General features: G+C 35.1%; 14 protein-coding genes. 6 read left to right on the top strand and 8 right to left on the bottom strand.

The window, feature by feature from the left end:
• Window positions 1-168: 168 nt before the first annotated feature.
• Entirely contained in the window at window positions 169-522 is a 354-nt protein-coding gene (locus VFM92_RS03625) for a diacylglycerol kinase family protein (protein WP_325120830.1), read from the top strand.
• Window positions 523-620: 98 nt separating this feature from the next.
• Here VFM92_RS03625 and VFM92_RS03620 read toward each other — a convergent pair whose 3' ends face one another.
• The 3 genes from VFM92_RS03620 to aroQ form a co-directional block, all read right to left on the bottom strand.
• Window positions 621-2,339 (bottom strand): FMN-binding glutamate synthase family protein, encoded by a 1,719-nt coding sequence (locus tag VFM92_RS03620; RefSeq protein ID WP_325120829.1) that lies wholly within the window; start codon window positions 2,337-2,339, stop codon window positions 621-623.
• Between the two features lie 194 nt (window positions 2,340-2,533).
• A complete protein-coding gene (locus VFM92_RS03615; RefSeq protein ID WP_325120828.1) occupies window positions 2,534-2,908 on the bottom strand; it encodes a methylglyoxal synthase in 375 nt (124 codons plus the stop codon).
• A gap of 4 nt (window positions 2,909-2,912) precedes the next feature.
• Window positions 2,913-3,338 carry a type II 3-dehydroquinate dehydratase gene (aroQ, locus tag VFM92_RS03610; RefSeq protein WP_325120827.1) on the bottom strand — a complete coding sequence of 142 codons (426 nt, stop codon included), beginning with the start codon at window positions 3,336-3,338 and terminating at the stop codon, window positions 2,913-2,915.
• Between the two features lie 11 nt (window positions 3,339-3,349).
• Between aroQ and xerD the strand changes: the two genes are divergently transcribed.
• Entirely contained in the window at window positions 3,350-4,249 is a 900-nt protein-coding gene (gene xerD, locus VFM92_RS03605; protein WP_325120826.1) for a site-specific tyrosine recombinase XerD, read from the top strand.
• Window positions 4,250-4,301: 52 nt separating this feature from the next.
• Here xerD and VFM92_RS03600 read toward each other — a convergent pair whose 3' ends face one another.
• The 4 genes from VFM92_RS03600 to VFM92_RS03585 form a co-directional block, all read right to left on the bottom strand.
• The gene (locus tag VFM92_RS03600; protein ID WP_325120825.1) at window positions 4,302-8,378 is read right to left on the bottom strand and encodes a reprolysin-like metallopeptidase; all 4,077 of its coding nucleotides are present in this window, start codon (window positions 8,376-8,378) and stop codon (window positions 4,302-4,304) included.
• A gap of 197 nt (window positions 8,379-8,575) precedes the next feature.
• Entirely contained in the window at window positions 8,576-9,916 is a 1,341-nt protein-coding gene (locus tag VFM92_RS03595) for an MFS transporter (RefSeq protein ID WP_325120824.1), read from the bottom strand.
• Window positions 9,916-11,301 carry an alpha-amylase family glycosyl hydrolase gene (locus tag VFM92_RS03590; protein WP_325120823.1) on the bottom strand — a complete coding sequence of 462 codons (1,386 nt, stop codon included), beginning with the start codon at window positions 11,299-11,301 and terminating at the stop codon, window positions 9,916-9,918. Before VFM92_RS03590 ends, VFM92_RS03595 begins: the two co-directional genes overlap by 1 nt.
• 41 nt (window positions 11,302-11,342) lie before the next feature.
• Window positions 11,343-13,775 (bottom strand): glycoside hydrolase family 31 protein, encoded by a 2,433-nt coding sequence (locus VFM92_RS03585; RefSeq protein WP_325120822.1) that lies wholly within the window; start codon window positions 13,773-13,775, stop codon window positions 11,343-11,345.
• 454 nt (window positions 13,776-14,229) lie between these two features.
• Between VFM92_RS03585 and kdsA the strand changes: the two genes are divergently transcribed.
• Together kdsA and VFM92_RS03575 are read left to right on the top strand one after the other, a co-directional pair.
• Window positions 14,230-15,018: a 3-deoxy-8-phosphooctulonate synthase gene (gene kdsA, locus VFM92_RS03580; RefSeq protein ID WP_325120821.1), complete on the top strand. Its 789-nt coding sequence runs from the start codon at window positions 14,230-14,232 to the stop codon at window positions 15,016-15,018.
• Entirely contained in the window at window positions 15,015-15,956 is a 942-nt protein-coding gene (locus VFM92_RS03575) for a KpsF/GutQ family sugar-phosphate isomerase (protein ID WP_325120820.1), read from the top strand. Before kdsA ends, VFM92_RS03575 begins: the two co-directional genes overlap by 4 nt.
• Window positions 15,957-16,481: 525 nt before the next feature.
• Here the strand turns inward: VFM92_RS03575 and VFM92_RS03570 are convergent.
• Window positions 16,482-17,528 carry a LacI family DNA-binding transcriptional regulator gene (locus tag VFM92_RS03570; RefSeq protein ID WP_325120832.1) on the bottom strand — a complete coding sequence of 349 codons (1,047 nt, stop codon included), beginning with the start codon at window positions 17,526-17,528 and terminating at the stop codon, window positions 16,482-16,484.
• Window positions 17,529-17,819: 291 nt separating this feature from the next.
• Between VFM92_RS03570 and VFM92_RS03565 the strand changes: the two genes are divergently transcribed.
• Window positions 17,820-19,277 carry a hypothetical protein gene (locus VFM92_RS03565; protein WP_325120819.1) on the top strand — a complete coding sequence of 486 codons (1,458 nt, stop codon included), beginning with the start codon at window positions 17,820-17,822 and terminating at the stop codon, window positions 19,275-19,277.
• A 71-nt stretch (window positions 19,278-19,348) separates the two neighbouring features.
• Entirely contained in the window at window positions 19,349-22,096 is a 2,748-nt protein-coding gene (locus VFM92_RS03560) for an alpha-amylase family glycosyl hydrolase (protein WP_325120818.1), read from the top strand.
• The last annotated feature ends 2 nt before the right edge of the window (window positions 22,097-22,098 follow it).

Genomic DNA, 22,098 nt, shown 5'->3' with positions numbered 1-22,098 from the left:
GCCTGAACTCTTATCAACTACCTGAAAATAGGTCTTACCATTCTTCGATTTGAGTTTGCGTAAAAACATAGAAACCAAAGATATTCAATAAAATTAACACCCAAAATACCAAATCAAAAACACCTTAACCTCTGTATATCATTAACTTATGAAATTATTCAAAAATGAGTGCGGAAGTCAGGAAAAAGTATTCAGTATGTTTTCGTTGGTATGTCACGGTTGCTTTTAACTGAACATGCCATCATAACCCAGTGTATCATTGGACTATTCTTTTTATTAATCAGTATATATTTTGATATTTCAAGGATTGAATGGATGTTCCTAGTTTTTTCTATTGGTTTGGTTTTGACCGTAGAAAGTCTAAATACAGCTATTGAACTTACTTGCAATTTTATTCATCCCGACTATAACGAAAAAATAGGGATGATAAAGGATGTTGCCGCTGGTGCTGTTGGTTTTGCCGTAATCTTTGCTTTAATAAATGCTTTTATAATCTTCTATCCTTATATCGTAAACTTTTAGGACGATACAATCGAATGTTTTTCAAATAGGCACGCGTGTCGCGTGTGTCTTTGAAAACAAATAAGCAGAATTTACCATTTTAACAATCCTTACTAATCTTAAACCTCCTCCCGTCTCATCTTCATTTCACCCACGCTCATATTTTTTTCTCGGGCGAGTCTTCTTTCCTGACTTGCTTCAAAAGCAGAAATTCCTTGTAGTTCTGATAAATAATCTAAGTGCCCTGGAGAGGTAACCACCATAATGTCATCAGCCTTGATTTTACTCGGACTATCATAACCGCAGGATTCTGCTAGCATTTGCGTTTCTTTATAAAGTGCATCAGCATAAGTGGCTATTCTTTTTGCGGCTGCTTCTATGTCTAGTGCTTTTTGCAATCTTTTGTTTTGAGTAGCAATTCCCGTAGGGCAGGAATTGGTGTGACATTCTAATGCTTGAATACAACCAAGTGATAACATGAAACCTCTGGCTATATAAACAGCATCTGCACCTAAGGCCATTGCAACGGCTATATCAATAGTTGTTGCAATTTTACCACTGGCAAAAACTACCACTTTATCTCTAACACCATAATTTCTTAAAGCCCAATCTGCAACAGCCAAGGCTTGCTTCATAGGTAGGCCTGCATAAGAACTTAGAACATGTGGAGAAGCGCCAGTTCCGCCATCACCGCCATCAATTACAATGTAATCAGGACCTCTTCCTGGTTCATCCCGCATCATCTTGGCTATGTCTTCTATTTCTACGGTATGACCAATGACCATTTTAATGCCTACAGGTTTATTGGTGATTTTCCTCACTTTATCAATAAATTCAAAGAGTCCTGCCACATCTGAAAATTCTTTATGTCTTGCTGGTGCATAAGCATCTTTTCCCATAGGGATTTTTCGTATTTGTGCTATTTCAGCTGTAATTTTCTCCTTCAAAAGCATTCCACCTTTCCCTGGTTTTGCACCTTGCGCTAATTTAATTTCAAACATCTTCACCTGAGGATGATTTGCCATGTCTTTTAGTAAACCTTCATCCAAATCACCTTCCTCATTTCTGATTCCGTATTTGGCTGTTCCAATCTGGAAAACTAAATCTGCACCGCCATATTCATGACATGGCGCTAATGCACCTTCACCAGTATTATGTAAAATTCCAGCCATTTTCGCTCCTTTGCTGAGTGCTGCATGAGCATTATAAGATAGTGCCCCATACGACATGGCGCTTATGTGTACAAAATGATTTAATGTATAGGTTTGGACACCGGTATATTCTCCTATTACTTTTTTGTAAAAATGACCGGTTTCATCACCTGTTTTAGTTTTGGTGTTGGTAAATGTAGCAGGCATAATTAGGGTAGTGCCCACTTTATCCATGTCTATTTGGCTGCCAAAACCAATTGTATTGCTGACTCCAGCAGAGGTAGCATAAATCCAATTTCTGGTAATTCTGTTGTATGGCGTTTCTTCCTGATCGTTTGAAAATAAATACTGACGCAAAAGAGGACCTACTTTCACTAAAAATTTTCGACCCCAGATAACAACAGGGAAAACGCGCTGTATTGGAGTATCAGTTTGCCTTTTATCATATATATAAAGAGTTGCTAAACCAGTTATTAGCAAGGCGATGAGGAATTCTCCACCCAAAGTGAGTGCCAGGCCTAGAACTCCTGCTTCTGCCAAATACTCTGTTTGATAATAATAACCATAAGTAGCAGTCAATAAAATTGCAGATGATATCCAGCATATCGTGTAAAAGTTTATACTGTTTAATAAATGTTTCAATCTGGGGCCAGTGGTACCTGATTGGATAAATGCTCTTTCCGCCATAACATCAAAAGTTTATAAATTATTCTAATATAATTATATTCATAGGGCAAAGCAATACCATTGGTCGAATAATCAACTAAAGTATTTAACTTTTGAATAATAACTTAGAATGGAGTGTAATTAGGTAACATTTACCAGTGTAAGGTCCTGATTTTAGAATGGATTTAATCATTAATATGTTGTTAAGCAGTTTATTACTCAATTTCTTTTTTCCAAAATGCATCAATCAAAAGCTGGGCAGTTGCTGGATTAGTTGCAATGGGGATATTATGAACATCACAAATTCGCATTAACATTTGGACATCTGGTTCGTGAGGATGTTTGCCAAGAGGATCTCTGAAAAAAAGTACCATTTCTAATTTTCTCTCTGCTGATAAGGCAGCGATTTGAGCATCTCCCCCAATTGGTCCTGAAAGTAATTTTTCAACCTGCAACCCAGTATTTTCTACATATTTGCCAGTTGTTCCTGTGGCTACCAAAGACACTTTTTTTAATTTTTCTTTATTTTTATTAAGGAAAGAGACCATTTCAGGTTTCTTACCATCGTGGGCAATTATGGCTATTTTCATTTTCTTATTTTTTGAAATACTCCAATCCTAATTCGTATCCTTTTAATCCTAAACCCGAAATCATTCCAATGCAATTTGCTGAAATGATGCTTTTATGTCGGAACTCTTCTCGTTTGTAAATATTAGAAATATGGATTTCTATTACGGGAGTTTGTATGCTCCCGATTGCATCATGGATTGCTACTGAAGTATGTGTGTAAGCCGCAGCATTTAATAAGATTCCCGTATATACATTATCAGCTTTTTGAATGGCATCTACTAATTCACCCTCGGTATTGGATTGATAATAGGTAATTTCAAAATCGGTATGTTTACTTTTTAGTTCTTCCAAAAATGATTCAAAACTCGAAGCGCCATAAATCCCAGGTTCTCTTTTTCCTAATAGATTTAAATTGGGACCGTTGATGATGATGATTTTCTTTTTTTGCATTACTTTCGGTTATGGCTTGGGATGTTTTTTTAACAGAATATAAAAATTATTTGCAACTAGAGCGTTCACTTGCTGAAAACTCCGTAGAAGCTTACGTTCATGATGTCTTAAAGCTAAAACAGTTTTTTGATATCTCCAATCGAAAAGTAGAGCCATTAGAAGTTTCATCGACAGATTTACATGATTTTTTAGAATATGTAAATGAATTGGGAATGACAGTTCATACACAAGCAAGGGTGGTTTCTGGAATAAAAGGTTTTTTCAAATTTTTAGTATTTGAAGATATTATAAGTGAGAATCCTGCTGAGTTGCTAGAAGCACCTAAATTAGGTAGAAAATTGCCTGATGTATTAAGTTACGATGAAATTGAATCCATATTTGATTCGATTGATAGAAGCTCCGCAAATGGTCAGCGAGATAGAACAATTTTGGAGGTTTTATATTCTTCTGGTCTAAGGGTTAGTGAACTAGTTAATCTTAAAATTTCGAATACGTATTTCGATATTGGTTTTATAAGGGTTATAGGGAAGGGGAGTAAGGAAAGATTAGTACCGATCGGTAAATCAGCCTTAAAACAATTGAAAATTTACATCAATGAAGTCAGGATTCATCAAAATCCTGCTTTGGAAGCTAAAGACCATGTCTTTTTAAATCGTTTTGGAGGTTCTTTAAGTCGGGTTTCAATTTTTACGATGGTCAAAAAACAGACTATTTTAGCCGGTTTAAAAAAGAAAGTGAGTCCGCATACTTTTCGACATTCTTTTGCCACTCATTTAATTGAAGGAGGAGCTGATTTACGTGCCGTTCAAGAAATGTTAGGGCATGAATCGATTACCACTACTGAAATCTATACGCATTTGGATCGTGATTTTTTAAGTCAAACGTTAAATTCATTTCATCCAAGGGCTTAAAAAAACCTCTCAAATTATATGCTTTGAGAGGTTTTAAAATATGTTTTATTTCCTATTCAATTATCAGTTGTTTTATGACAAAGGCTTCGGCAGATTGAATATGAATGAAATACATTCCTGAGCTTAAATTATCTAAAGGTATTTCTATTTCTTCATCCGACAAAATATTCTTCATTCCTGATATCCTTTGTCCTAAGGCATTTCGAATTTCAATTCGATTGATTTTTAATTGGCTTTCATTTTTTAGGAAAACAACATTTTTTGTTGGATTAGGATATAATTTTAATTCTGAATCCCATTTCTGATTAACTCCCAAAACAGATCCATCTTCATCAAGGTTTATAATTGTAAAAGTTTCCACATTTGAATAGTCAGATAATCCTCTAGAGTTTCTAGCTGCTACTCTATAACGGTAAGTCCCAGGATTTAAAACTTCTTCAAAAGTATCTGAATTTGCAGGTAAATTTTCTATTGTAATAAAATTTCCATTTTCTGTTGCTCTTTGAAGTGTAAAGGATAATTCATTTTCAGAATTGTCGCTCCAACTTAAATTAACAATCGTATCATTTTCTATTGTTGACCTTAGATTACTAGGAGCCATAGGAAATGCCTCTAAAGTTTCAATCATCGCTTCTTCAGAAAATGCTCCTATTCCATTTTGATTAAACCCCCTCACTCTGTAATAGTAAGTAGTTTTCGGATCCACTTCATCATCAGTATAGGAAAAACTATTTTGACCTAAGCCAGCAATTGTATCATAATCTAAATTGTCATTCACAGAGCGCTCTAAGAAATAGCCAAATTCTATGTCATTATTATCACTCCATTGAATTAAAACGTTGTTATTCGATAGATTGGATGCAATTATGGTTGATGGGGCGGCAGGAACTTGTGGCTGTGTTAAAATGCTAACTAAATTAGAGTAATTGGAAGAGAATATATCCAAAATTGCTTTTACTCTGTAGGTGTATTCCTTTTCCTCTAAAATTGTATTGTCCTCATAGGCAGTAACATTGGCTCCAACTCTGCCAACTTCTCTGAAATTGGGATTATCAACATCAGACCTTTCAATTACAAAACCCGTCTCACTTGTAGAGTTATCTGTCCAATTAAGGGCAATAGTGCCAATTCTATCTTCTGAAGCCAAGATATTGCTTGGAGCAATAATTTCTGGACCCACTACATCTGCCAAACAAAAATCTAACCCCCATGAGTCTAACTGTCCCCCATCGGCCGTTACTCTATCTTCAATAATTAATTTCCATTCTCCCTGTGCATCTTCTCCATTAAATGTACTAAAAGGGGTTTGTGGTTGATAAGTTTGTCCGTCAGTAGCTGGGCATGCAATAGAGGAACTACTTAATCCATCATCACTAAGAGCAAGATTGAAGTTTTGAGTAGCACCGCAAATATTAGAAAACAGAGTGATTTGAGTACCAGCAGGACTTTGAAGTCGAACTGTTAAATCTGAAATCCATGAGTGCGTACCAATTAGATTTTGTACTGACATAGATTCAATCGCTCCGGAATAAGGAACATTAATGGTAGATTCTACCGTACTGATAGTCACTGGAATTTCAAGTGGAACATCAGTGCTTACAAAATTATCACAAATTATATTTGCGGTTGAAAACGTTAGGGTAGGCGTATAGGCACTTTGACCACAAATATTTTCAGCAATTAATCTTGCGTAATAAGTAGAATTTCCTTCTAATTGATTATTTAGTTTCGATTCTTTATTGTTAACTACTTGATTTGTTTCAATAATGTTTGTGAAGTTATTATCAGTAGCTATTTCTAATCGATAATCAGCAGTAACATTATTATCAGTCCATATAAATGTAGGTTGTAGATTCAAATCCACAGCTCCATTTGAAGGGAAAGTAATAGTAGGTGTTTCTGCAAATTTATTTACCGTAAATACTGCATTACTGTTGAATGATATATTAGAGGTATTAGAATTAACAATAAAATCAACTTGACCCGAAACTTGGTTTACATTTGATATTCTTAATGTTGTACTTGAGCCAGGTGTTAAAACTTGATTATCGAAATTAACATTGAATTGCTCTAATCCTGCGGTGGATAATACTATACCCTCATTAAAACCAAGAATTGATTCCGTTTCTATTGAAAAGGTAATTTCATCATTAGGGCAGTATTCATTTACTTCTGAACTAACTGTGATAACATAGGATGGCTCAGTAGTTTCTGTAATAGAAAATACGCTTGGGCTCATATTGAAAAATACACTGTTGGAGGCGGCTATCTTAATTTTTGCTTGAGAAGTATTAACATTAGGTAATTTGATAGGTTCAGTACCGTCATTTGGCGTATTTTCTAATACTTTTTCAGTAAAGGTCTGACCTCCATCTAAAGATACATAGATATCAACAAATTGTGCATTTACAGGAGCAATATCGGTATTATTGACATTCCAATTGACATTAATGGTGTTTAAACCATTGTAATTCCCGTTAACAGGTTCTACTGTAAATGGACCAGCAGCATCAGTTACGCTGAAACTAATATCATCATAGTTGACTCCTGATATAGCTTGATTATCTCTAACCGTTAGTCTGAAGTTGAGATTACGAGCATAACTAGGTAATATTTCGCCTATAGTTTGTGTCTGATTTATGATGTCAGAACGTTGCGGAAAAATTCGAAAACTATCTTGAGAAGGTGAAAATGATCTGAATAAGGGTGCGCTGCCCACTGGTGCGTTTGGTGAGCCAGCCTCTCCTAAATCAAATTGTTCCCAGGTATAAGTTAAATTATCCCCATTAGGGTCAGTAGCCGAACCATTTAGTTGAAAAGGAGTGTTAATAGGAATAGAAAAGCCACCCTGACCAGCATTTACCACAGGCAGACTATTTCCGGTTTCTGTTATTTGTGCACAACTATTACCAGTACCATCTTGCATATACCCATTCATGAACTCAAGACTTCCAGCATGAAAATACGCATCACTTCTTTGCTGAATATTATCACTACCGCAAATGCCCGCATACGCCATGATGGTTGTACCACTTCCTGGTTCATAAGCCGAATTTGAACTACGATTTGAACATCCACCCACAGTGCCATTAAAAGAATGAGGAGCACCGAATTGGTGTCCAATTTCATGTGATACATAATCTACATCAAATGGATCTCCAATAGGATTTGTTAAGCCTGTAACTCCAAATCCTTTACCACTATCGTTACAAACAACTCCTAAACCAGCTAGTCCACCAGGAATCGTAGAAAATCCATGTCCAATATCATAATTTTCAAGGCCAATTCGAGTATTAATTTCAACCTGCACCTGCTCTATTAATACTCCATTGTCTTCATTATTAAAAGGATCAGTTGCACCATCTGTAAAAATCAATTGGTCATTATTTCCTACAAGTTCCATTCTAACTGCCATTTCCTTTTCAAAAATGCCGTTTACTCTATTCATGGTGGTTACAATGGCAGAAAGAGCATCTTGAACTGTGCCACCATGATATTGTGTATATTCTCCAGTAGCAACTACTGCAATTCTGTAGGTTCTGAGTTGCGTGCCAGAAGGTCTTTGTACATTACCACTGGCTACCCTACTTTGTATTCTTTTATACTGATCCTTATCAAAAATAATAGGTTCAGATTCCGGAAAAGCTGCTTTTTTAGTTTCCTTAAATAAGTCTTTTTTGAAATACACTTGATAGTCACTTATATTATTCTTTTCAATGGGATCAATGAAAAACACGCCTTCATTGGAATATATCATGGCGTGAAAGCCTTTTTTACTTACGTCTAACCGAACAATTTCACCTGTTTTCTTATTTTCACCTATAAAAGTTTTGATTTCTGGAAATTTAGCAGCTAAAGCAGCTGACATTACTGAGCTTTCTTCTAGAGAAAAATTCTTAAAGCTACCATCTGGATATGGAATAGCCATTGTATGATTACTATTTTGAAGTAAGGCGTTGTTTAAATCTCCAAAAGCAAGTTTGAAAGTTTGTTGTTTTTCTGCTTCAATTAATCTGGCCGAAGAAGTATTGCTTGAAGGAGTCCAGAGGTTACTTCCCAAATCTTGTGCCTGCAAAGAAGAAAGGCTAAAAGAAAGTAGTATAAATATTAGTGGTAAAAGCTGTTTCATTACAATTTATTTAGTATAGTCCAATTCCTTTATTCTGACATTAAATATAGATATTCAGATATCTTTTTTATTATCAATTGTAATAAATTTTGAACAAATTGTAAAGAATTGATTTGTTGACTGTTTCTCGTTAGTTCAATTATTCGATATTAAGCTTACATTCATAGATGAAAAATATACTAAAACATCTTTCAGGCTTATAATCTGTCTAATTTTTCTTTATCATGGTCATTGACAGTTAGGCTTAATAGACCGGCAATAAGCATGGAAACTCCACCAACGATTAATGCATAAATAGCATCATTGTTAAAAAAGCCTTTAAGAATAAATCCTAATATACCAGCGGCAACAATTTGAGGTATCACAATAAAGAAGTTAAATACTCCCATATAATATCCCATTTTGTCAGAAGGTAAAGCGCTACTTAACATAGCATATGGAACTGAAAGTATGCTTGCCCAGGCAATACCAACACCTATCATACTAAAAACTAATAAATTAGGCTCTTTTATGTAAAAAATAGAAATTAAACCAGCAGCCCCACAAAATAATGCTATTAAGTGCGTTCCTTTTCTACCAAAATATTTAGCTAATTGTGGCAATATAAAAGCTGCCAATGCAGCAACGCCATTATAAACACCAAACATAATACCTACCCAATTAGCCCCTTCATTATATAGGACTGATTTTGTATCGGTAGTTCCATAAACGTGTTCTGTTACGGCTGGAGTGGTATAAATCCACATGGCAAATAATGCAAACCAGGAGAAAAATTGAACGAAAGCTAACTGAACCATCGTTTTTGGCATTTTAAATATGCCGACAAATGATTCTACTAAACCGGTGAATATTCCTCTCTCACTATTTTCTAATTTTAGCTTTTCAATATCGTCTGGAGGATATTCTTTAGTATTGAAAACAGTCCACATCACAGCTGATAGAAAAGCTACACCTCCAATATAAAAAGACCATTTTACAGAATCTGGAATTTGACCATCAGGGGCTGTATTATCAAATCCAAGCCAATTGGTGAGAACATAGGGTAGGATAGAAGCCACTACAGCACCTATTCCAATAAAGAAAGCCTGCATGGCAAAACCCCTGGTTCGCTGTTCATTAGGTAGCATATCTCCAACAAATGCTCTAAAAGGCTCCATACTAACATTGATAGAGCCATCCATAATCCAAAGCATACCTGCTGCAATCCATAAACTAGGAGAGTTGGGCATAATAAACAATGCTATAGTGGCTAATATAGCTCCAATAGCAAAGAAAGGTCTTCGTCTGCCCCATTTGGGAATCCAAGTTCTGTCGGAATAATATCCGATGATGGGCTGAATTACTAAACCAGTGACAGGAGCTGCCAGCCAAAGAATCGGTAAACTATCTTTTTCTGCACCAAGGGTTTCAAATATTCGGCTGACATTGGCATTTTGCAAAGCAAAGCCAAATTGAATACCTAAAAAGCCAAAACTCATGTTCCAAATTTCCCAAAAGTTTAATTTTGGCTTTTCTGATTCGATTGAAATTTTTTCCATTATTCGTCTTTCAAGCTATTTTTTATTAAAATCATATAAGACCATGGATCAAAAGCCAATGGTTCCTGATTATCCGAAAAAGTTACAGTAAGCTGAGGGTTATTAGCTTTTTGAAAGGTTTTCCCTTCGTAATTGTTATCAATTAGAAATGATTGTGTGGTGTCAGACAAATTTAAAATAACAATTACTTCATTGTCATCCTTTTTTCTGCTGAAAGCTAATATATCAGAAGAGTTCTGTTCTGAATTGATTACCTGAAACCCACCGCCATAAGCACCATTCCATAAGGCAGGGTTATTTTTCTTGAGTGTTAATAGACTACTATAAAAATCTTCATAAGATAAATTTGACCAGTCGATGCTATCTTTTTTAAAAAATGGTAGTCTTTTATCCAAGCCTGCTTCTTGTCCCCCATAAATTAATGGCATTCCAGGTACAGTAGCCGTCAAAACAGCTAAGGCTTTGTAAGCATCTCCCATTCTTTCAAATACAGTACCGTTCCAGCTATTTTCATCATGATTAGAAGTGAAATACATTCTAAAAGCCGTTGAATCATATCTATCTAAATCTTCTTCAATGTACTTCACCAGTGAATCTGTATTGGCTTTGCCTTTAGCAATATTGTTTAATATATGATGAAATTCCCATCCATAAGTCATATCAAAACCAACATCGTGCATTTTTGGCTCATCCCACTCTGCTAACATAAATACATCTTTTGTTGCTTCTAGGCTATCAATAGCTTTTTTCCAGAATTCATTTGGTACCATACCGGCAACATCACATCGGAAGCCATCAATATTGGTCTCAGATACCCACCATTTCATTTCTGAAATCATGGCTTGATGCAAAGCCTCATTTTGATAATTTAAATCTGCAACATCTGTCCAATCTGCCACTGGCGATTGAAGATTGCCCAATGAATCTAGATTATAATATTCTGGATGGTCTTCAGCCCAATGATGATCGTATGCCGTATGATTGGCTACCCAATCTAGAAGCACAATCATTTCATTTTCATGAGCTTTTTCAACCATTTTCTTGAAATCTTCTAAATTTCCAAAACTGGGATTAACCTCAGTATAATCTTTTATAGAATAGTAACTTCCTAATGGTTCTTTTCTATTTTTCTCACCTATAGGCTGGACAGGCATTATCCATAAAATATTAACCCCCATATTTTTTAATCTATCAAGATGGGGGATAAATGCATTAATGGTTCCTTCTGTAGTATATTGTCTGATATTGACCTCATAGATATTCATATCCTTTGCCTTTTCAGGATATGTAATTATGATCTCCTGCTGCATTTTTTCTTGTACAGATTCGCATGCAGTAACAAATATGGCAAGAGCAGTAACTGAAAGTAGAAGATATGATTTCATGAATTTTTATGAATGTTAGAAAAATAATAAAAACTTAAATACTACCAATTCACTTCAATTTTATCATTATCAAAATTGAATACAGCATTTGGTAAGTCGTTTACTTTCAAGTTAATTCTCTCATTTTCTGGTAATGGATCAAAATTAGATATTTGATCGATAAAATTGAAATCTTGTTTTTCCAAAGGAATAGTTTGCTGATTAATTTGAATTTTTCCATTAATCTTTCCTTCAAAACCATGGAAGAACAGTTGAATTTTTTGATATTGAGAATTAAATTCTCCTGTTTTAGTATGTAAAATTAATTGTCTCTCCTCAGGAATGAATTCAATCGTTCTTTTATAAAATTCACCATTTACGTGATTGAATGACTCGCCATCATCTTCATAATACTCGTATGTATTTTTTTCCTTTCCTCCATAGATATGAAGATGCAAACATTCATTATGGTTGTTGCTTAAGTTTTCTAACTTATCCTGCATTGGAATAATGGCAGATGCCCGGACAAAAACAGGCAATCTTTCTATGGGGCATTCTACTATCACTTCTTGATTTCCTCTGTAGTAGGTATCGTCAAATAAATCATACCATTCTCCTTCAGGGAAGTATACTTTTGCCAAATTAACTTTACTGGCAACTGGTGCAACCATAATGTCAGGTCCAAAGAAATACTGATTTTCATAGAGCGAGCTATAAATTTTCGCATCATGAGGATGATAAATAGCTAAACTTCTTGCAACCGGAATACCTTTTTCGTGTGCCTTGTAGAATGCAGAATAGATATAAGGCATCATTTTATATCGCAAATTAATGTAATTTCTAGAAATTTCTTCTACTTCCTCACCATAAGCCCATGGTTCCGAATCTCTACTATTAATCATGCTATGCCCTCTAAAAAATGGAGCAAATGCACCTATAGAAATCCAACGTGCAAACAATTGGCTATCGGCATCACCAGCAAAACCGCCAATATCGTAACCAGCAAAAGCAACACCTGCTAACCCTAAGCTGTTGACCAAACGCACACCTAATAACATATGCTCATCATCGGCAACATTATCACCTGTCCAAACAGCTGCATATCTTTGGATACCAGAAAACCCTGCTCTTGTTAAGTTAAAGACTCTTTTATTAGGAGAATTTTGCTTAGCACCTTCATAAGTACTTCTTGCCATTTGCATTCCATAAACGTTTCTTGCTTTGCGAGTAGAGGCTTTTTCTCCTTCATAATCAAATTCCATTAAATCAGGCAAATATTGTCCCCAAGTAGCAATTTCATTCATGTCATTCCATAAGCCCAGTATTCCCAAATCAGTATAAGCTTTCAGTTTTTCTTGCCACCAATTTCTTACAGTAAGTTTTGTGAAATCAGGGAAATGACACCATCCTGGCCAAACTTCGCCTTCGTAATATTCACCATCAGGATATTTTATAAAAACGTCTTCTTTTTTACCAGAATCATAAGCTTCATAACCTTCTTCTATTTTTATTCCTGGGTCACAAATTACCACAACTTTGAATCCCATTTCCTCCAGCTTTTTAATCATTTGCTTTGGATTTGGGAAATCTTTACCATCCCAGGTAAAGATTTTGTATTGTTCCATATGATGGATGTCTAATACGATCACATCAGCAGGGATTTCTTTTTCTCTGAAAAATTTTGCTATGCTTAATACTTCCTTGTCAGGTTTGTAACTATATCGGCATTGCTGATAACCTAAGCTCCAAATAGGAGGGAGCTCCATTCTTCCTGTTAAATCGGTATATGAACTAATAATTTCTTCAATATTGGTCTCATGAATGAAATAGTATGCCATATCTCCCTGGTCGGCAGAGAAACTAGAAAATCTTCTGTTAGAAGCTCCAAAATTGAAGTGTGTTTTGTGAGAATTGTCTAAATATATGCCGTATGAAAGTCCGTGATGAATTCCTATGTAAAATGGAGTGGTGCAGTAAAGTGGGTCACTATCTGGTAGATACCCAAAGTGATCCGTATTCCAGTTCTGGTAACCACTTCCTTTTCTATCTAAAGGGCCAGTTTTTTCTCCTAATCCAATGAATCGCTCGCCTTCTTGTAGTTTTTTATAAGTAGTGACTTGCTCTCCAATCCAAGAGGTACCTAGCGCATGGTCGTCTTCACTGATAATATTTCCAGCTTTATCTTTAAAAATTGCAGTGAAAGGATGCTTTTTAATTTCTAGCGTTAACGCTTCCGTTTTAAGTTCAATATGACCATTTGTATCAATAATTGAAAAATCAATCCCAACTGGTTTCGAGATTACAGCGTACGAATGTTCATCGAACTCCTCAGTTCTGCTTAAGTGAATCTTAAAAATACCTTTTTGCACCACAGATATTCTGAAAAATGCATTTTCTGTTTTACCAGAAATACCATAAGCATTACGCTTATAATTTTGAATGCTTCCACAATGCAGGTTTAGGTTTGGTTTATTTATGGTTTGTGTACTAATCATTTTTATTGCCTTTTAAGAACTGCTAATCTATCGAATAATAGAATAGAGCGGTGTTCATTTGATTAGAAATTTAGCGCAAACGAATTCGCAAACGTTTGCGCTTTTGATTATTGTATTAAAATATTTATAAATATGGCTTTTTTTAGTTGTTTTTTAAATCGAGTAAATACTAACAAAATCAAAATATATAGTGAAAGCATTTTTGTAACTGATTCTGAGGTCTATTAAATCATGAAATCTAAATTTTCATTGAATTTCAATGGCGTTGGATAAGATGAGAGCAAATCAAAATATGCTTTGAAGTACAGAGATTATATTTAATTTTGTGAGATGAAAAAAATAAATGATAGTTTCTAAAATTTGATCTATTAATATTTTTTTCATGAAAACATTTAAATTGCAATTTTGCATTTACACTTACTAATAAGGGCTAAACCTTTATTTTGATAAACACATGTCACAAAAATTATATCAAAAATTAACTTCCGATAAACCCTTTTTCATTGTTGGACCATGCGTAATGGAAAGTATGGATTTGCTGCACACAGTAGCCAAAGAATTAATTGCTATTAAGAATCAATTGGGTGTTGAAATAATTTTTAAATCGTCTTTTGATAAAGCGAACAGAACTTCAGCTTCAGCAAAACGTGGCCCAGGATTGGAAGAAGGGAAAGAATGGTTACATGAAATCAAAACAACCTACAATCTACCCGTTACAACTGACGTTCATGAATCTTATCAGCCAAAATTATTAGAAGATGTCATAGATATTATGCAAATACCTGCTTTTCTGTGTCGGCAGACTGATTTATTGTTAGCCGCAGCAGAAACAGGTAAAATTGTCAATATTAAAAAAGCCCAGTTTTTGTCTGGAGAAGATATGCTTTATCCTAGCCAAAAAGTAGTGCAAGCAGGAAACAATCAGGTGATGTTGACCGAGCGTGGTAATATGTATGGCTACAATAATTTAATTGTTGATTTTAGGAATATTCCTGATATGTTACAACATGGATTTCCTGTTATTATGGATTGTACGCATTCCGTTCAAAGACCAGGTGGAGCAGGAGGCAAAACTGGAGGTAATAGAGAGTTTGTTCCAGGAATGGCAATGGCAGCAAAGGCATTTGGTGCGAATGGATATTTTATAGAAACACATCCTAATCCTGATGAGGCTTGGAGCGATGGACCAAATCAAGTGTTTTTGAAAGATTTGAAAGGATTAATCAAAAAGTTAGCCGAATGAGTAGGATTTTAGAATCAGCAAAAGAAACTATTGCAATAGAAGCCAAATCAGTAAAAGATTTAGCCAATTTACTGACAGCCGATTTTGAGCAAGCAATTTACGCCATTATGGAAAGTAAGGGCAAACTCATCGTCACTGGTATGGGGAAATCAGGTATTATAGGACGTAAATTGGCTGCTACATTTTCAAGCACAGGAACCCCTAGTTTCTTTCTTCATCCTGGAGAGGCCTATCACGGAGATTTGGGAATAATTCAAGAAAATGATGTTGTTTTGGCTATTTCCAATTCAGGAGAAACGGATGAGTTGCTAAAAATTATACCTTTTTTCTTGCGAAATGGTAATAAAATTATTGGCATGAGCGGGAATCCTGAATCCACTTTAGCTAAAAACACGCATTTTCACCTAAATGTTCATGTTGAACAGGAAGCTTGTCCACTCGATTTGGCACCCACTTCTTCCACTACTGCAACTTTGGTAATGGGCGATGCATTAGCCGTGGCCTTGATGAAGGAACGTGATTTTAAACCTGAACATTTTGCTTTATTCCATCCGGGAGGTTCTCTGGGTCGAAGATTATTAATGACAGTACGTGATGTTATGCGTTCATCTGATTTGCCTGTTATTAATTCACATAGCGATATGGATGTAGTAATTCATACTATTTCAAATGGGAGGCTAGGTTTAGCAATTGTAGAAGATAACGGAATATTAATAGGCGTAATAACCGATGGTGATTTAAGAAGGGGAATGAATGCTCAAAAAGAATCATTTTTAAGTCTTAAAGCAAAAGACATCATGACAAAATCACCGATTTCCATTGATAAGGAGATGAAATTGAAAAAAGCTGAGGAATTGATGATGGAACGTAAAATCAATACACTTTTGGTGGTTGAAAACCAAAAATGTGTGGGTGTGCTACAGGTTTACGATTTGTAACTTTGTCAAGTTTGCGCAATTTTGCAACTGAACATCAAAAGAGATAATAATACTTTTGCTAAAGTAGAAAATAGTGATAAGCTTATTATTTTCTGATGGGATAAATCTGTGAGACTGTCTCCTTGAGTGGAAATTCAATGCTATTTAGTTAAGCTTTGAAGCCACGTCCTTAACAGTAATCCTAAAAAATAACCTTGGTTATTTTCCTTTGTATTCTGTTGTATCTTTTGTGGTGGAAATTTGCTAACGTTGGTACAGACTAACAACTATTCTTTTTTAACCACAAAAGAACAAAAGAAAACAAAAGGTTTTTTCGCTAAAGCGAAAAAACTCGTTAATGAAATCTCCTTAGCTTAATAGCATTGGAGGGGACTTCAATGGTGTTGTTTGTGGGGATTGGGTGTCGGCAGGAAAATGAAATCTTATTATAGTAAAAAAATAAATATAGTAGTTTTATTCCACTTTTTTTTGGTTGCAAAAATAAACTAATATAAGATTGACCAATATTGAAAGAGTAGATTCTGTTTAAATCTTCTTAGAAGATTCTCTAACCACCAAATTGGTTTTTAAAGAGATGGTTTCCGTAATGCTCTCTTCATCTTCAGACTTGTTGATTTGTTTCATGAGTAGTCGAGTAGCTTCTTGCCCCATTTTAAAACCGGGTTGGGTTACTGAAGATAAAGCAGGCTGGATAAGACTGGAAAAACGCCAATTGCTAAAGCCTACAATGGCAATATCTTCTGGAATCCTTAATTTCCTTTTCCGAATGGCCATCATAGCACCATATGCTGCTACATCATTGTTAGCAAAAATGGCATCAGGTGGAAACCGATAATCTAATATTTCATTGGTGATGGATTCCGCTTCTTCAAAAGTGCCTAGTCCGCAAACTTTTATCAGGTTCTCATCAATCATATATCGATTGTCTGCCAAAGCAGCTTTATATCCATTCAATCTATTTTTACTAATAGCTAAATTTTGAGGTCCTGCTAAATGGGCTATTCTGTAGCAACTTTGTTCAATAAGGTGAGTGGTGGCTTCATAAGCCCCCTGCTCATCATTTACAATTACTTTGCAAGCATTGAGGGAATCAATAATTCTATCGAAAAATACTAATGGAACTTCATAATCTAACAAACTCTGCAAATGCTCATAACGCTCTGTTTCTCTGGAAACTGACATTAAAATACCGTCAACTCTAGAATTGAAGAGCGCTTTAGTATTCATGACTTCTCTTTCGAAAGATTCATTAGACTGCGTAATAATAACATGATAACCAGCATTATGCGCAATGTCTTCAATTCCGCTGATTACAGCTGAAAAAAAGAAGTGGGCGATTTCAGGAATGATTACTCCTAAAGTGTTGGTTTTGCTTTGCCTTAGACTCAATGCAACCGTATTAGGTTGATAATTTAGCTTTTTAGCTAATTCATTAATTGCTTTTTTAGTTTCTTGGCCTATATCAGGATGATCTTTAAGAGCTCTGGAAACGGTTGATGGAGAAACACCTAACTCTTTTGCAATATCTTTTATAGTAACATTAGTTTTTTTCATAGTAGTTCTTAAAAGTATTATTTCTATCGAATTTTCGAATTTTTATTTCTCAAGATTCTTAGTTTTCAATAGAAAATATAGATAGAATCGTGACTATCTGAATGAATATTTTATAAAACACCAAAAATCGATAAAATTACTTGTTTACGCAAACGATTGCGCAACCGATTGCGTTAAAAAATATATTATTAAACTATCATGAGGAGTATTCTTCTTGTAAACTTGAATAGTGGTTAATGAAGTTGTGCAACAAATTTCTAAGACGATTTCTAAACCTGTAAAATTAAGTAAACTTTAAACAATTAAATTATGAAAAACTTAACAAAATTATGGAGCCTAGCATTGTTGCTGACCGCATCAGTGTTTATGGTCTCATGTGAAGAAGACGAGCCTACCATTGATGTTACTGAAGGCATAAATGTAGCCGATGGCTACTATTTTGTAGTAGAGGGTGAAGAACCAGTAGCAGAAAAAGCTTTATTGCCTGAAAAAGTTGAAGGTGAAGGAAATGCACCAACTGATAGAACTGGTTTTTTTGGTAACTATGTGTTTTTAGAAGCAGGAGACTACGAAATACAAAAAGTTGAAAGTAAGGAAGTAACATCTACATTAGGAGGATCACTTTCTAAAGTTGAAGTAGAAGATTTAGTAAATGCTGGTGAAGAGCCATTTGATGGTTATCAATTAGGTTTATTAGAAAGTGAAGGTGCAGCAGTTAATATTGCAAATGATGGGTTTTTCAAAATTTCATATGATGAAACTACAACTGAACTAATAGTAATGGAAGTTCAAAAGGTTTCATTTATTGGTGCTCCTTCTGGATGGTCAGATGTTGAAATGGACGTTGTTTCTTCAAATCCTGAAGATGGCTTTGTTTTCGAAGTTACAGGAGTTGAAATTAGACAAAATGATAATTATAAACTTCGTATTAATAATGGGTGGAAGATAATTAGAACAAATGAAGCTGAAACAGGATACGTAGCTTTTACTAACTATGGAGGTTCTGCAGATGCCCTTGTAGCTGGCGGTAGTGATATACCATTTGCTCAAGAAGATGGTATCTATACTATAAACGTTGAGCTACAAAATGATGGTGGTGCATTTGTTGAGTTTAATAAAACTGGTGAGGCTGAAGAAATCACTTTTGATCCTGCAGAATACCAATTTGGAATTATCGGAAGTGCAAATGCCAATGGATTTGATGCTGATAGAAATTTACATTATGTAGGTTTAAATGAAGGCGTTCATAAATGGGTAGGTGTAGTTTATTTTGGTGAAACAAGTGTTGATGATGGTGATAGAAGATTTAAGTTCAGAACCAATGACGACTGGGCATTTAATATTGGCGGAACATTACCAGCTGACGGTTCAGAAGCTACTCTTGCAGTAAATGGTGCAGATATATTAGCGCCAGAAGCTGGAGCATATTATATCACTTTGACTACTGCAGATGAAGGCGATACTTGGATTTCAACTATGACAGCCACAGGTTGGGGAGTTGTAGGTGAAGGATCTCCATCAGCAAGTTGGGATGTTGATGCTGACATGGCTACAGATGGTTTTGTAGAAGGTGTGACAACCTACACTTTAACAGGAGAGTTCAGTGGAGAGTATAAATTTAGAGCTGGTGACAGCTGGGATTTCAACTTAGGTGGTGATCCAACTGCATTAAATGCTGGTGGTGATAATTTAAGTGTAGATGCTGCAGGTACTTATACTGTAACCTTATCATTTGATGGTGAGAATTACGCAGCTACCATTGAATAATAAATTCTAATCTTAAAAGAATGAGGCAATCTTGTCTCATTCTTTTTCTTATTTCTTATCAAACTTTATTTATGAATAAATTCTTACTCATATTATCACTTCTATTTCTGCAATTCGCCACATTTGCTCAAAATGCAGATATACAGCCTACCATTGAGCCTGAATTCTTTGCTTCGGATGAGGAAATCATCATTACTTACAATGTAACCGGCACAAGCCTAGCTTCTTTAGGTGAAGCTTATATGTGGATGTGGTTACCAGGTAATACTACTACAAACGCTCCTTCCAATATTAACCCAGCTGATTCTGATCCAGAAGCAACAGATCAAGCAAAACTTGAAAAACTAAATGAAAATGGACAAACCCTTTTCCGTATTTCATTAACTCCTACGACATTTTTCGACCAAAACGCTGAAGATATATCTGAAATAGGAATGCTTTTGAAAGGCAATGATTGGTCTGACGGTCAAACCGAAGATTTCATCACTGAAGTAAGCCAAGGATTTTCAGTGAATATTGCTTCTCCTTCAGGAAATTATGGTTTTTATGAAACCAATGACATTATTAATATCGAGTTATCTTCTTCAGAAGCTGCCCAATATCAATTTTTTGTAGATGGGAATCTAGAATATGAAGAATCTGGAATAACCCAATTTACTTATCAGCATACTGTGATAGACGATGGTTTCTCTCATGAATTAAGTATTGTTGCTAGCAATGGAACTGAATCGGAAACCTTCAATTATTCATATATAGTCAACCCTACCGTTTCCAATGAACCGCTTCCAGCTGGTTTGCAAGATGGTATCAATTATGGGGAAGATGACACTTCTGTTCATTTGGTATTAACAGCTCCCAATAAAGATAATGTATTTGTGATTGGCACTTTTAATGACTGGAGCCTTTCTGATCAATATTTAATGAAAAATGATGGAGATCAATTTTGGATTGAAATTACAGGTTTGACACCTGGACAAGAATATCAATTCCAATATTTGGTAGATGGAGAAATCGCTATAGCTGATCCATCTACTGAAAAAATTGGCTCTGAATATGATGATCCTGAAATTATCAATGACAATAGGTATCCTGATTTGATGCCTTATCCTTCAGGAAAAACATCTCATGCAGTAGGATATATACAAACCAATAAACCGCAATTTCCTTGGACTGATGATAGTTTTCAAAAACCTGCCAATGAGGATTTAGTGATTTACGAATTACTCATTAGAGATTTCACTGATTTGCGAACTTATGATGCTGTAACTGACAGACTTGATTATTTAGAGGAACTTGGGATCAATGCTATTGAATTTATGCCTGTAATGGAATTTGAAGGTAACCTTAGTTGGGGGTATAATCCATATGCCATGCTAGCTTTAGATAAATATTATGGAACAGAATACGATTTCAAAACCTTGGTAAATGAAGCTCATAGTAGAGGCATAGCTATAATTTTAGATATAGCATTAAATCATCAGTTCGGAAGAAATTCATTGGCACGATTATATAATCAAGGAGATTATGGAAATCCTACTTCTCAAAACCCTTGGTTTAATACCAGTGCGCGCCACGATTTCAATGTAGGCTATGATATGAACCATGAAAGTGAGTATACCCAATATTATGTAGATAGGGTAGTAGCTTATTGGTTGGAAGAATATCATGTAGATGGTTATAGATATGACTTATCGAAAGGCTTTACTCAGAAAAATACATTAGGAGATGTTGGCGGCTGGGGTTCTTACGATCCGAGCAGAATTGCATTATTGAAACGACTGGCTGACTTTCAATGGTCGGTATCTCCAGATTCGTATGTGATTTTAGAACATTTTGCGGAAAATAGAGAAGAAAGGGAGCTAGCCAATTATGGTATGATGCTTTGGGGCAATGAAAATCATAATTTTAGAAGGCTGGCAAAAGGAAATAGTGCTAATGTTAGTGGCTTGAGTTATGAAGTTAAAGGATGGGAGCAGCCTCATGTGATTGGATACATGGAAAGTCATGATGAAGAAAGAGTTGCATGGGATTTGAAAAACAGCTCTAATCAAAGCTTAGCAAAGCAGATGCAAAGGTTAAAGTTGAATGCCGCTTTATTTTTCTTGGTTCCTGGTCCCAAAATGATCTGGCAATTTGGTGAGTTTGGCTATGATGAAGAACTGAATAATGACAGGTTAGGTGTTAAGCCTACCAGATGGGAATATTTAGATGACCCGGAAAGAAATAAGCTTTTTCAAGTCTATCAAAGCTTAATCAAATTAAAAACAAGAACAGATTATTTGAATAAAGATAATTTTCAATGGTCTTCAAGTGGAGATTTAAAATGGGCTAGATATAATAATGAAGATGTAAAAATTGTGTTCGTAAGTAATTTTAGTAATACTACTCAAATTTTTGATGAGCAAATTATTCAAGGAGGTATTTGGTATGATTACTTCACAGGTAATGAGGTTGAAGTTGGAACTGAGGTCAATATGAATTTGATAGCTGGAGAGTTCAGGATCTTAACGAGTGAACCTATTGAAAATTACCTTGAGGAAGGTCAACAAGCAGATATCGTATTAGCTAATGAAATCACCCAAATTGAGAATAAGGTTATTGCTTTTCCAAATCCGGCTCAAAATCAGTTATTCATTGAATCACCTGATGAATTACAAAATATATTGATTACGAATTTGGAAGGGAAATCAATTCCTATCAAAGTGGAGCAGTCAAATCATCAATATTTGCTTGATATATCCCATTTAGAATCAGGAATTTATCTTTTGAACTATCAAATTCAGAATACCCAAGTACAACAAAAAATCATAAAGTTTTAATT

Origin of the sequence: Marivirga sp., from assembly GCF_035704835.1 — a bacterium.
GTDB lineage: Bacteria > Bacteroidota > Bacteroidia > Cytophagales > Cyclobacteriaceae > Marivirga.
This window is presented reverse-complemented; position numbering and strand designations above follow the sequence as displayed.

Excerpts from the sequence above, each read along its gene's own strand:
- kdsA (WP_325120821.1), top strand. The coding sequence starts at position 14,230 with ATGTCACAAAAATTATATCAAAAATTAACTTCCGATAAACCCTTTTTC.
- xerD (WP_325120826.1), top strand. The coding sequence starts at position 3,350 with ATGGCTTGGGATGTTTTTTTAACAGAATATAAAAATTATTTGCAACTA.
- VFM92_RS03565 (WP_325120819.1), top strand. The coding sequence starts at position 17,820 with ATGAAAAACTTAACAAAATTATGGAGCCTAGCATTGTTGCTGACCGCA.
- VFM92_RS03590 (WP_325120823.1), bottom strand. The coding sequence starts at position 11,301 with ATGAAATCATATCTTCTACTTTCAGTTACTGCTCTTGCCATATTTGTT.
- VFM92_RS03595 (WP_325120824.1), bottom strand. The coding sequence starts at position 9,916 with ATGGAAAAAATTTCAATCGAATCAGAAAAGCCAAAATTAAACTTTTGG.
- VFM92_RS03600 (WP_325120825.1), bottom strand. The coding sequence starts at position 8,378 with ATGAAACAGCTTTTACCACTAATATTTATACTACTTTCTTTTAGCCTT.
- VFM92_RS03560 (WP_325120818.1), top strand. The coding sequence starts at position 19,349 with ATGAATAAATTCTTACTCATATTATCACTTCTATTTCTGCAATTCGCC.
- VFM92_RS03615 (WP_325120828.1), bottom strand. The coding sequence starts at position 2,908 with ATGAAAATAGCCATAATTGCCCACGATGGTAAGAAACCTGAAATGGTC.
- VFM92_RS03585 (WP_325120822.1), bottom strand. The coding sequence starts at position 13,775 with ATGATTAGTACACAAACCATAAATAAACCAAACCTAAACCTGCATTGT.
- VFM92_RS03620 (WP_325120829.1), bottom strand. The coding sequence starts at position 2,339 with ATGGCGGAAAGAGCATTTATCCAATCAGGTACCACTGGCCCCAGATTG.
- aroQ (WP_325120827.1), bottom strand. The coding sequence starts at position 3,338 with ATGCAAAAAAAGAAAATCATCATCATCAACGGTCCCAATTTAAATCTA.
- VFM92_RS03575 (WP_325120820.1), top strand. The coding sequence starts at position 15,015 with ATGAGTAGGATTTTAGAATCAGCAAAAGAAACTATTGCAATAGAAGCC.